Raw genomic sequence first — 12,578 nt, 5'->3', positions numbered from 1 at the left:
AACTGACCGGACCCTTTTAAAGGGTCCGGCTCGCGCTCTTACTCATCTTCCTCCGCGTCCAGGAGTTCCATGTTGAGGCCAAGGCCCCGGACTTCCTTGACGAGTACGTTGAACGATTCCGGGATACCGGCTTCGAAATTGTCCTCGCCCTTGACGATGCTCTCATAGACCTTGGTGCGGCCCGCTACGTCGTCCGACTTGACCGTCAGCATCTCTTGCAGGGTATAGGCGGCACCATAGGCTTCGAGCGCCCATACCTCCATTTCCCCGAAACGCTGACCACCGAACTGCGCCTTACCACCCAAGGGCTGTTGCGTGACAAGGCTGTAAGGTCCCGTCGAACGCGCGTGGATCTTGTCGTCGACAAGGTGATGCAGCTTCAAGAGATACTTGATGCCCACAGTCACAGGACGCGAGAATTGCTCACCCGTGCGCCCATCAAAGAGCACCGACTGACCGCTTGTGTCAAAGCCGGCACGTTTGAGCGCATCGTTGACATCCGCCTCTTTCGCCCCGTCAAAGACCGGGGTGGCAATGGGCACGCCGCGCGTGACAGTCCCGGCCGATTCAACCAGCGTGGTTTCATCCATGCCTTCGATACCTTCAGCATAGACGTCATCACCGTAAGCAATACGCATTGCCTCGCGCACCGGGGTCAGATCGCCAGAGCGACGATATTCCTGCAACGCCTCGTCGATCTTGAGACCGAGAGAGCGGGCAGCCCAACCCATGTGGGTTTCAAGAATCTGCCCCACGTTCATCCGCGACGGCACGCCGAGCGGATTGAGACAGATATCAACCGGCGTCCCATCTGCGAGGAATGGCATGTCCTCGATCGGGATCACCTTGGAGACCACACCCTTATTGCCGTGACGACCGGCCATCTTGTCACCCGGCTGAAGCTTGCGCTTGACCGCGATAAAGACCTTGACCATCTTCATCACGCCCGGCGGCAGATCATCGCCACGGCGCACCTTCTCGACCTTGTCCTCGAACCGTGCATCCAGCGTGCGCTTTTGCGCCTCATACTGATCATGCAGCGCCTCGACGATTTTGGCATCGGCCTCATCCTTGAGGGCAAGCTGCCACCACTGACCTTTGGTCAGCGTCGACAGCAGCTCTTCAGTGATGTCCGAATTGGCCTTGACGCCCTTGGGCCCTTTGACAGCAACCTTGCCCATGATCAACGTGCGCAGACGGGCATAGATGTTACGATCTAGGATCGCCAGCTCGTCGTCGCGGTCCCGCGCCAGACGCTCGACCTCTTCACGCTCGATTTGGAGCGCGCGCTCGTCTTTCTCCACGCCGTGGCGGTTGAACACGCGCACTTCAACGACCGTGCCATAATCCCCCGGCTTGACGCGCAGGGACGTATCACGCACGTCGCTCGCCTTTTCGCCAAAGATGGCGCGGAGGAGTTTTTCCTCCGGCGTCATCGGGCTCTCTCCCTTGGGGGTGATCTTGCCCACAAGGATATCGCCCGGCTCTACATCGGCGCCAATATAGACGATGCCCGCCTCGTCGAGGTTGCGCAGCGCCTCTTCACCCACGTTGGGAATATCGCGAGTGATTTCTTCCGGCCCGAGTTTGGTATCGCGGGCGGCGACCTCGAATTCCTCGATATGGATCGAGGTAAAGACGTCATCGCGCACGATCCGCTCGGAGATCAGGATCGAGTCTTCGTAGTTATAACCGTTCCACGGCATAAACGCCGTGATCACGTTCTTGCCAAGCGCCAGTTCGCCCATATCGGTACAGGGACCATCGGCGATGACCTCGCCCTTCTGAACGGTGTCGCCCACCTTGACCAGCGGCTGCTGGTTGATGCAGCTGTTCTGGTTCGAACGCTGGAACTTGCGCATGCGGTAGATATCCACGCCCGGATCGCCGATTTCCAGATCAGCCGTGGCGCGGATCACGATCCGCTGGGCGTCGACCTGGTCGATCACACCCGCACGGCGCGCCATGATCGCAGCGCCGGAATCGCGGGCCACGACGCCCTCAATCCCAGTCCCCACCAGCGGCGCTTCGGCACGCAGCGTCGGAACGGCCTGACGCTGCATGTTCGACCCCATCAGCGCGCGGTTGGCGTCGTCATTCTCAAGGAAGGGAATGAGTGAGGCTGCGACCGAGACAAGCTGCTTGGGGCTGACGTCGATCAGATCAACGCTTTCGCGCGGAGCCAGCATGTATTCGCCCGATTGACGCGTGCTGACAAGATCGTTGACGAAGCGGCCACCCTCGTCGAGGTTTGCGTTGGCCTGCGCCACTGTGTGACGCATTTCCTCGGTAGCGGACATGTATTGCACTTCGTCCGTCACCTGACCGTCGATCACCTTGCGGTATGGAGTTTCGATAAAGCCATATTTATTGACCCGCGCAAAGGTGGCGAGGCTGTTGATCAGACCGATGTTCGGGCCTTCCGGCGTTTCAATCGGGCACATCCGGCCATAGTGGGTGGGATGCACGTCACGGACCTCAAAGCCCGCACGTTCGCGCGTAAGACCGCCCGGCCCGAGCGCCGAAAGACGGCGCTTGTGGGTAACTTCCGACAGTGGGTTGGTCTGGTCCATGAACTGGCTGAGCTGAGACGAGCCAAAGAACTCGCGCACTGCGGCCGCAGCCGGTTTTGCGTTGATGAGATCCTGCGGCATCACCGTGTCGATCTCGACAGACGACATACGCTCTTTGATGGCGCGTTCCATCCGCAAAAGGCCCACGCGATACTGGTTCTCCATCAATTCGCCGACCGACCGCACCCGACGGTTGCCGAGGTGGTCGATGTCGTCGATATCGCCTTTGCCGTCGCGCAATTCAACCAAGGCCTTGATGCAGGCCACAATATCGTCACGGTCCAGCGTGCGCTGCGTGTCGGGCTTGTCGAGGTTGAGGCGCATGTTCATCTTGACCCGGCCAACAGCCGACAGATCATAACGCTCAGAATCGAAGAACAGTGTATCAAACAGCGCGGCAGATGCCTCTTCGGTCGGCGGTTCACCCGGACGCATGACACGGTAGATATCCATGAGCGCGCTCTCGCGGTTCATGTTCTTGTCAGCGGCCATTGTGTTGCGGATATAAGCGCCAACGTTGATACCGTCGATGTCCAGTACCGGAATGTCGGTGATCCCGGCATCCAGCAGATCCTGCAAACTGCCGCCGGAAATCTCGCCATCCTTGCCATATTCCAGCGTCAGCTCATCACCCGCCTCGACATAGATCGCGCCGGTTTCCTCATCGATGATGTCACGCGCGACGAATTTACCAACGATATGTTCGAATGGCACCAGCAATTCCGAAACCGTGCCCTCATCGATCAATTGCTTGACTGCACGCGGAGTGATTTTCTTGCTCGCTTCAAAAATCACTTCGCCAGTTTTGGCGTCGATCAGGTCATAAGTCGGACGCGTGCCACGCACCCGCTCAGGGAAGAACTTGGTGACCCAACCCTTTTTCTTCTTCAGCTTGAACTCGACGGTGTCGTAATAGGCATTCATAATGCCTTCTTGGTCAAGCCCAAGCGAATAAAGCAGCGTCGTCACCGGCAGTTTGCGGCGACGGTCGATCCGCGCGAACACAATATCCTTGGCGTCGAATTCGAAATCGAGCCACGAACCGCGATAGGGGATGATCCGGCAGGTGAACAAAAGCTTGCCCGAAGAATGCGTCTTGCCCTTGTCATGGTCAAAAAACACGCCGGGACTGCGGTGCATCTGGGACACGATTACGCGCTCGGTGCCATTCACGACAAAGGTGCCATTGGGCGTCATCAGGGGCATGTCGCCCATGAATACATCCTGCTCCTTGATGTCTTTGACGGATTTCGCGCCGGTATCCTCGTCGACATCAAATACGATGAGACGCAGCTTGACCTTGAGCGGCGCGGCATAGGTCATATCGCGCTGCATGCATTCCTCAACGTCGTACTTCGGCTTTTCGAGCTCGTAGCTGACGAATTCCAACACGCTGGTTTCGTTGAAATCCTTGATCGGGAAAACCGATTGGAAAACGCCTTTGATCCCCTCGCCGTCCTGCGGCTGGGGTTGATCACCGGATTTCAGAAACAGATCATACGAAGATTTTTGCACCTCAATGAGGTTCGGCATCTCCAAGACTTCGCGGATTTTGCCATAATATTTGCGCAAACGTTTCTGGCCAAGATAGCTTTGAGCCATGGTCGATGTCACCTTTCATTTCTCACCGGTCGCGCGCGCTGTTGGGGCTCAGCACCGCGTCCATCCGAGACGGCTGGGTTTGATCCATTCATGGCCATCGTCCCAATGATGGCCTCCCGATCGTATAAACCTCGCCTTAGAAAAGCCCCGATTGATGCAGGGCCTCTCTGAGACAGGTTTGGCCGGATCCGGGAAACCCCGGACCCAGCCGATAAATCCTCTCCGGGTTGCCCCGGCACGGATTACTTGATTTCGACTTCTGCGCCCGCTGCTTCGAGCTTGGCTTTGATGTCGTCTGCTTCGTCCTTGGACACTTGCTCTTTGACAGCTTTGCCGCCGGCATCGACCAGATCCTTGGCCTCTTTCAGACCCAGACCGGTGATAGCGCGCACTTCCTTGATCACGTTGATCTTGGATGCGCCAGCCGACTTGAGGATGACGTCGAATTCGGTTTGCTCTTCAGCATCCGATCCGCCAGCATCGCCTGCCGGGCCTGCCATCATGACCGCGCCACCGGCTGCGGGCTCAATGCCATACTCGTCCTTGAGGATGGTTTTCAGTTCTTGTGCTTCGAGAAGCGTCAGACCAACGATCTCTTCTGCCAGTTTCTTCAGATCAGCCATTTTTTGACTCTTTCCGTTCTCTAGATGTGTTCCAACGTCGGGAAGTAAACCCCTACGCAGTGATTACAGTTTGCCTTACGCGGCCTCGGCCTTTTCGATGATCGTCGAAAGGATGCCCGCGATATTCGAAGCAGGCGCGCCAATCGCACCGGCGATATTCGAAGCAGGTGCGCCGATACAGCCCACGATCGAAGCAATAAGCTCGTCACGCGAGGGCATTTTCGACACGGCTTCGACACCGGCCCGGTTCAGAGCCGTGCCACCCATTGCACCGCCAAGGATTTCGAACTTTTTGTTCGCCTTGGCAAAGTCCTCGGCCACCTTGGCTGCTGCCACGGGGTCTTCGGAGAAGGTGAGCACGGTCATGCCCGTGAGGTAGTTGGCAATGCTTGCGCACGGCTTACCCTCAAGGGCGATCTTGGCGAGCTTGTTCTTGGCTACACGAACTGATGCCTCTGCCGCACGGGCGCGGGCACGCAGATCCTGCATTTCGGCAACTGTAAGACCCGCGTAGTGGGCGACCACTACAACGCCAGAGCTTTCAAAGATCTGGCCGAGTTCCTCGACCACTTTCTCTTTCTGGGCTCTATCCACAGTTTCACTCCAAATTTGGGGGTCTCCCCCCGGCTCAGTTTTTGCCTCTCCCGAAGGATCGGCGTTCGGGTCCAAAACACGGGTCCCGAGGCCAAGATCACCCGAGGGCTAGTCCCCGGCTGGAAATCTCATCTCGTTCCCCATCTCAGGAAGGATTTATTCTGGCGCATGCCAGAACCCTCCGTCTCGGACAGGACAGGGCCGTTGTGCGGCCCTGCCGTTCACCCCCGGATCACAAGATCCGGGCGCAAATTCTTATTCGACAACTGCGCTGTTCACGTCAACGCTGACACCCGCACCCATGGTGGACGAGAGCGAAATCTTCTTGACATAGGTGCCCTTGGCGCCGGCTGGCTTGGCACGTTGCACGGCAGAGACAAAGGCGCGCACATTCTCGGCCAGTTTAGCCGCGTCAAAGGACGCTTTGCCAATCCCGGCATGCACAACACCAGCTTTTTCAGCCTTGAACTGCACCTGACCACCCTTGGCGTCCTTGACCGCCTGCGCCACATCCATGGTCACAGTACCGACCTTGGGGTTTGGCATCAGGTTGCGCGGACCAAGCACCTTACCCAGACGGCCCACGACGGGCATCATGTCAGGTGTGGCGATGCAGCGGTCAAATTCGATTTTGCCGCTCTGGACGGTTTCCATCAGATCCTCGGCGCCAACGATGTCAGCCCCAGCCGCCTGGGCCTCATCGGCCTTGGCACCACGGGCAAACACGGCAACACGCACGGTTTTACCAGTGCCGTTGGGCAGGCCAACCACACCACGAACCATCTGATCCGCATGACGCGGATCAACACCGAGATTCATGGAAATTTCAACGGTTTCGTCAAACTTCGCGGTAGCGCATCCCTTGATCAGGGCAATCGCATCCTCAACGCTGAGGTTATCCTTGCCATCAAAGGCTTCACGCAGGGCACGGGTACGTTTTCCAAGCTTTGCCATCTTATTTCACCTCGATGCCCATGGAACGCGCGCTGCCCAGAATGATCTGCATGGCGGCGTCGATGTCGTTCGCGTTCAGGTCTTTCCACTTGGCCTCTGCAATCTCGCGCACCTGCGCGATAGTCACAGTGCCTGCAGTGGTACGGCCAGGGGTCTTGGACCCGGACGGAAGCTTGGCAGCTTTCTTCAGGTAATAGGACGCCGGCGGCGTCTTGATTGCCAGCTCAAACGACTTGTCCTGATAGTAGGAAATCACGGTCGGGCATGGTGCGCCCGGCTCCATGTCTGCAGTCTTGGCGTTAAATGCCTTGCAGAACTCCATGATGTTGATACCGCGCTGACCCAATGCGGGGCCGACGGGTGGGCTGGGGTTGGCTTGCCCGGCTTTCACCTGCAGCTTGAGCGTCCCGATAAGTTTCTTGGCCATATGGCCTCTCCTTTTGGTCCAACACCATTAGGGCGCGCCCCTCTGGCTCTCTTGTTGTGTGGTGCGGTCTGGTGGCCGCGGCCACCTCGCCTCCCACGGCTCTTGCCCGATCCGCCCTCAGGCGACCCCGGACAACCCTGATCACATCTGTTTCGTGACCTGGGTGAATTCCAGTTCGACCGGGGTTTCCCGACCAAAGATCGACACCGACACCTTGAGGCGCTGGTTGTCTTCATCCACTTCCTCGACCATGCCGTCGAAATCCTCGAACGGACCGTCGTTAACCTTGACCTTCTCGCCAATCTCAAAGTGGATCAGGGTGCGCGGGCTCTCTTCGCCCTCCTGAACACGGTTGAGAATCGCATTCACCTCGGCGTCCCGCATCGGCATCGGACGCCCCTGCGGTCCCAAAAATCCTGTTACGCGGTTGATGGAACTGATCAGGTGATAACCACGATCAGACATCTCCATATGCACCAACACATAACCGGGCATGAAACGACGCTCCGCAGTCACTTTCTTGCCACGACGGATCTCGATGACCTCTTCTGTGGGGACCAGAACCTCGTCAATTTCATCCTCAAGGCCGTTCTCAACGGCAGATTGTCTGATCTGCTCGGCAATCTTCTTCTCAAAATTCGAGAGAACACTGACCGAGTACCACCGCTTTGCCATCGTCGACCTATGCCTTTGTTCTTACCGATACCACGACCGGATTTCCGTATTCTTTCAGACCCTTGGGCCTGCGCCATCTAAAACAAAAATCGGCGCGCAACACGAATCGCCGCGCGCCATGTTTCAGAGTGTGGGGTCAACTACCCCTGATTGCCTGCGAATTCAAGAGCCTGGACAACAATTTGATCGGCTCAGCCGAACAGGCTCAGCACGCCTTGGAGACCGCTGCGGATTCCAAGATCGACCAGTGCAAAGAAGATCGCCGTGATCGTAGCCATGATGAATACCATGACCGTGGTCAGCACCACCTCGCGGCGGCTTGGCCAGACGACCTTGGCCACTTCCGAGCGGACCTGCTGAATGAATTGAAGCGGATTCGTGCGTGCCATCTGCGCTGTCTTCTCTGATTTCAATGCTCAGCGCGACATACGCGTGCTGGCCCGCGAGTTCAAGGGCAGAAGGTTCTTAGCTTTCTGCCCTTATCTCTCAACGTGCCTTGACCGCAATCCGGTCGAACGGATCGGGGCGGTTCAAATAGATATCCGGCTCCGGTTCCCGGCGAAGCCACAGTTCGGGGATGGCGCGGCGCAGTGAAAAACTGCGCGGAATGCGATGCAAAAGCTGTGAGCGCAGCTGCTTCATGCGTTGGGCCCCAAAGATCACATAGGAAAAGAGTACCATCCAAAATCCGATGAACATGGCAATGAGCACCGGCAGCGGTTGCCACAAAACCAAGGCAAAGACGACAAGCCATCTGGCATGGCGGAAATTTAAGGTAAAGGATTGGAAATGCAGCGCCTTGACCCGCGACCACAGCGCGATGCGCCGCCTAGATAGCTTGGACTTAACAGGCTCAAGGTGCTCATCCGGCACATGCGGTGCAAGATCCGGGAGCGCGTGGCGGCGTGTTTTGCGCCGCTCTTCGGTCAGGATCTCTCGGATGGTTAAAATTGCGTTTTCTACGGCTTGCTCGGTCGATGCCGCATCTTGCGCTGCCTCGCCCGAAAATTCGGTATTATGTTGTGAAAAATGCGTTGTCGGGCTTTGAACCCGCGCCAAATGCGTTTCCATGGCAGTCTTCCCTATTTCGCCCACGCCCCCACGCGGATCGGCCCTTGTCCCCCCGGACGTCAAAACCGATTAATGGTCGTGATGCGGCGCGATTGAGGCAAAAACATGGCAAGCTCGCGTCGAAAACACGGCATGTCTAAATTTAACCGCATTTCAGCTTGATTTAGAGCTTTTTTAAGGCGCGCAGGCCGAGCAGAGAAGACTCGACACTCATTTTTTCACTCTTTGGTGACTTAGGGCCAGTCGCCTCGGATCAAGAGCAATCCGCCAGAAAAGCAGGTAGCCGTCTTTAAGAGGTAACCACATCTCTCTCGACTGGCAAAAGGCTCTATAGGCTCGCTCACAGAACAAACATCCCGTGACGGTCTATTCTGGAAAATTGGCAGGGGCAGCAGGGTTCGAACCCGCGACCTACGGTTTTGGAGACCGTCGCTCTACCAGCTGAGCTATACCCCTAAGGCCGAGCGCCGGATTACGCCAGCTTGGACCGGGAATCAAGCGCCCTTGGTCGGATTTCGGAGGGAAATCCACAATTTCCTTTTCAAGCGGCCGGGCGCGCCCCATAGCGCGGGCTTTGCACGACACCGGTATCGAACAAACCGGCGATTTCCGTGTCACTCAGACCGACCACGTCACTCAAAACCTCCTCGGTATGTGCCCCAAGTTGCGGGGCGGGCTGCGGATCCTCGCGGGCATGGGCCGAGAAGGTCGCCGGATGCCCCGGCACCGGAAACCGCCCGAGGCCCGGTTGCATCAATGTCCTGAACATCGGATTATCCTCACTCAGGTCGGAATCTTCTGCGAGCGCCTCGCGCACTGAGCGGAATACTGACCACGTCAAGCCCGCCGCATCGAAATCCGCAGCAAAGCTGCTCAACTCTCGCACCGCAAACCAAGGCCGCAGAATTGCCGTGATCTCGCGTCGCAAATGCCAGCGCGTGCCCTCGTCATTCAAATCACGCCCGCAGCGCGCCGCAAGCGCCTCCATCGCCGCCCCGGTGCCGGTGACCTTGAGCAACCCGCGCCATTGCCGATGGGTGAGACCAATCACCATCACACGCCGACCACAGGCGCAGAGAAAATCTTGGCCATATGCGCCATAGAGCGCATTGCCCGATTTGCCGCGCTCTTGCTTATTGACCACCGCGTCTCCGATCAGGCCCAGATGCCCGATCGTGGCCGCCGCCACATCCTTGAGTGACAGTTCCACCTCTTGTCCCCTGCCCCAGCGCAGTCGCTCGCGCTCAGCGGCCAAGAGCGAGGACACCACCAGATGTCCTGCGGCGATATCCCATGCAGGGAGCGCATGCGCGACCGGCTCTGGCCAGCCCACCGGCCCTGTCATCTCAGGAATCCCGAGTGACGGGTTGACCGTGTAATCCACAGCCGGTCGACCATGCCGATCCCCCATTAGCGTGACCATGATCAGATCCGCACGGTGCTGGCTCAATGTCTCATAATCCATCCAACCACGCACCCGCAGATTGGTCAGAAAGAGCCCCGAATCCTCGCCCGGTGCGGTGATGACCCGCGTCACCAATTCTTGTCCCTCGGGGCGGCTCATGTCCACGGCGATAGATTTCTTACCCTTGTTGAGCCCCGCCCAAAACAGGCTCTGACCCGAAGGTGCCAGTGGCCAGCGGCCTACATCAAGACCACCGCCGATCCGGTCGAAGCGGATCACCTCAGCCCCCATCTGCGCGAGCGTCATCCCCGCCAGCGGCACCGCAACAAAGGCCGATCCCTCAACCACGCGCATTCCCTTGAGTATTCCGCCCATGCAGCGCCCTCCCGATGGCTGTCGTAAACGTCGCGCCGTATTTGCTTGGATACGGCATTGGACCAGCCTGCCAGAGACTTAAATAAAGTCAATATTTCAATAACTTAACGGAATACAACGGCATGCAATGCACTCTGCGCAGGTGCGGCACCATGGCAGGGCTTGATTTATATCGGTAATTCAGAACAAAGACCGCCGTCATCTGCGTCTGTGCCGCATCAGAAAAGAGGTTTCCACAACGTGGAAATGGCGCGACAGAATGACCCACCGCGCCCTTCCAACTCAATCCATCAGGAAACCACCCGACTGACGCGCCCAGAGCCGGGCATAAAGCCCCTCTTGCGCCAGAAGGGCGGCATGCGTGCCTTGCTCTACAATCCGCCCCCCGTCCATCACGATCAATCGGTCCATCGCGGCGATGGTCGAGAGGCGGTGCGCGATGGCAATCACAGTCTTGCCCTGCATCAGCCGGTAAAGCTGTGTTTGAATCGCCGCTTCCACCTCGGAATCGAGCGCAGATGTCGCCTCGTCCAGCACGAGGATCGGCGCATCCTTGAGCGCCGCGCGGGCAATTGCGATCCGCTGACGTTGCCCGCCCGAAAGCTTGACACCCCGCTCGCCGACTTGCGCGGTCAGTCCCTGCCGCCCCATTGCATCCTCGAGCCCCGCGATAAAGTCGCGCGCCTCGGCCAGATCGGCGGCGGCCATGACCTCGGCCTCGGTCGCATCGGGACGGCCATAGGCGATATTCTCACGCACGGACCGGTGCAGCAGGGCCGTATCCTGCGTCACCACCCCAATGGCCGCGCGCAGACTGTCCTGAGTGACCTGCGAAATATCCTGCCCATCTATCAGGATACGCCCCGAACTCAGGTCATGAAACCGCAGTAAGAGGTTGATGAGGGTCGATTTTCCCGCGCCCGAGCGCCCGACCAGGCCTACCTTCTCGCCCGGTGCCAGCGTGAGATCGAGATCGTCGATCACCGGTGCCTTTTGCACACCAGAACGCTCATAGACAAAACGGACCGCCTCAAAGCGGATGTCCCCCCGGCTCACCATCAGCGGCTTTGCGTCCGGGCTGTCTTGCACCGTGCGCGGCATGGCCAGAGTGGCCAGACCGTCACGCGCCGTACCAATATTCTCAAAGAGCGCGGCAAACTCCCACATGATCCAATGCGACATGTTGCCTAGCCGCAGCGCGAGCGGAATAGCCACCGCCAAGGCCCCCAAATCAATCCGGCCCTGCCCCCAGAGCCAGAGGCCCAACCCGGTGACCGCCGCAGTCAGGAGCGCGTTGAGAAAGTTAACCGACATGTCCTGCGTCGCCACCAGTCGCATTTGCCGATGCACCGTCTGCAAGAATCCGTCCAGTCCGGTACGGGCATAGCCCTCTTCGCGGGCAGCATGGCTAAAGAGCTTGACGGTGGCGATATTGGTATAGCTATCGACGATCCGACCCGTCATATCAGCCCGCGCATTTGCCTGTTCCTGCGCCACCCGCCCCAGCCGCGGCACGATAACACCAAGCATCGCGCCATAGGCCAGCGCCCATATGGCAAAGGGCGCGGCCAACCGGATATCCTGCGTGCCCGCCAAAACCAATGTGCCGATGAAATAGGCCAGAATATAGACCGCCACATCCATCAGCTTCATCACCGTCTCGCGCACAGCAAGCGCTGTCTGCATCAACCGCGTGGCGATCCGACCTGCAAACTCCTCCTGAAAATAGCTCATCGACTGCCCCAACAGCCAACGATGCCCCTGCCAGCGGATGCGCTGCGGAAAATTGCCCATCAGGGCCTGATACATGATGAGCGCGCCAATCACGCTGAGCGAAGGCAAGACGATGAGCAGCAAGACACCCATCCCACCGAGCCGCATGGCCTCAGCCGCAAAAAACCGCTCTGGCCCCAGATCCGCCATGCGGTTGACCAGCGTGCCAAGATAGCCAAGCAGAACGATTTCGACCGCAGCAAAGACCGCCGAAATCACCGACATGGCAACAAGCCAAGGTGCGACAGGGCGCGCATAATGCCACAGGAAGGGCCAGAACCGCGCGGGCGGCTGGTCGGGTGGCGACGCAGGATATGCGTCAATCCGCGCCTCGAAATAGGAAAATATACGCTTCATATCCGGCTCCGGAATGCAAAAGGGGCGTGCAGTGACCCGCACGCCCCCTTGTCAGTCAGAGCGGATCAGACCTTACTCGATGATTTTCGACACGACGCCGGCGCCGACGGTGCGGCCACCTTCGCGGATGGCGAAACGCAGGCCGTCTT

The 12,578-nt window shown here is 58.5% G+C and carries 11 protein-coding genes and 1 tRNA gene; all 12 read right to left on the bottom strand.

Translation table 11 applies throughout. The features are described 5' to 3' along the window. Window positions 1-38: 38 nt before the first annotated feature. Window positions 39-4,175, bottom strand: coding sequence for a DNA-directed RNA polymerase subunit beta (gene rpoB / locus ACN0SW_RS15990; RefSeq protein ID WP_417728926.1), 4,137 nt, complete (start codon window positions 4,173-4,175; stop codon window positions 39-41). Window positions 4,176-4,417: 242 nt separating this feature from the next. Further along, the gene (gene rplL, locus ACN0SW_RS15985) at window positions 4,418-4,798 is read right to left on the bottom strand and encodes a 50S ribosomal protein L7/L12 (protein WP_009818152.1); all 381 of its coding nucleotides are present in this window, start codon (window positions 4,796-4,798) and stop codon (window positions 4,418-4,420) included. Between the two features lie 75 nt (window positions 4,799-4,873). After that, window positions 4,874-5,392 (bottom strand): 50S ribosomal protein L10, encoded by a 519-nt coding sequence (gene rplJ / locus ACN0SW_RS15980; RefSeq protein ID WP_417728925.1) that lies wholly within the window; start codon window positions 5,390-5,392, stop codon window positions 4,874-4,876. 255 nt (window positions 5,393-5,647) lie between these two features. Continuing rightward, window positions 5,648-6,346, bottom strand: a complete 699-nt coding sequence (rplA, locus tag ACN0SW_RS15975) for a 50S ribosomal protein L1 (RefSeq protein ID WP_417728924.1) — start codon at window positions 6,344-6,346, stop codon at window positions 5,648-5,650. A 1-nt stretch (window position 6,347) separates the two neighbouring features. Further along, on the bottom strand, window positions 6,348-6,773 hold the full coding sequence (gene rplK / locus ACN0SW_RS15970) for a 50S ribosomal protein L11 (RefSeq protein WP_417728923.1): 426 nt from the start codon (window positions 6,771-6,773) through the stop codon (window positions 6,348-6,350). Between the two features lie 141 nt (window positions 6,774-6,914). Then, a complete protein-coding gene (gene nusG, locus ACN0SW_RS15965; RefSeq protein WP_417728922.1) occupies window positions 6,915-7,448 on the bottom strand; it encodes a transcription termination/antitermination protein NusG in 534 nt (177 codons plus the stop codon). A 191-nt stretch (window positions 7,449-7,639) separates the two neighbouring features. After that, window positions 7,640-7,837: a preprotein translocase subunit SecE gene (gene secE, locus ACN0SW_RS15960; protein ID WP_417728921.1), complete on the bottom strand. Its 198-nt coding sequence runs from the start codon at window positions 7,835-7,837 to the stop codon at window positions 7,640-7,642. Between the two features lie 97 nt (window positions 7,838-7,934). Beyond that, on the bottom strand, window positions 7,935-8,519 hold the full coding sequence (locus ACN0SW_RS15955; RefSeq protein ID WP_417728920.1) for a hypothetical protein: 585 nt from the start codon (window positions 8,517-8,519) through the stop codon (window positions 7,935-7,937). A 380-nt stretch (window positions 8,520-8,899) separates the two neighbouring features. Further along, a tRNA-Trp gene (locus ACN0SW_RS15950) sits at window positions 8,900-8,975 on the bottom strand. 85 nt (window positions 8,976-9,060) lie between these two features. Next, window positions 9,061-10,299: a CoA transferase gene (locus ACN0SW_RS15945; RefSeq protein WP_417728919.1), complete on the bottom strand. Its 1,239-nt coding sequence runs from the start codon at window positions 10,297-10,299 to the stop codon at window positions 9,061-9,063. 282 nt (window positions 10,300-10,581) lie between these two features. Then, window positions 10,582-12,429 (bottom strand): ABC transporter ATP-binding protein, encoded by a 1,848-nt coding sequence (locus ACN0SW_RS15940; RefSeq protein ID WP_417728918.1) that lies wholly within the window; start codon window positions 12,427-12,429, stop codon window positions 10,582-10,584. Window positions 12,430-12,501: 72 nt separating this feature from the next. Further along, window positions 12,502-12,578, bottom strand: a 77-nt coding sequence (locus ACN0SW_RS15935; protein WP_219435318.1) for a hypothetical protein, incomplete at its 5' end; no start/stop codon positions are given.

The organism is Roseovarius sp., assembly GCF_048262375.1.
Taxonomy (GTDB): Bacteria; Pseudomonadota; Alphaproteobacteria; order Rhodobacterales; family Rhodobacteraceae; genus Roseovarius.
This window is presented reverse-complemented; position numbering and strand designations above follow the sequence as displayed.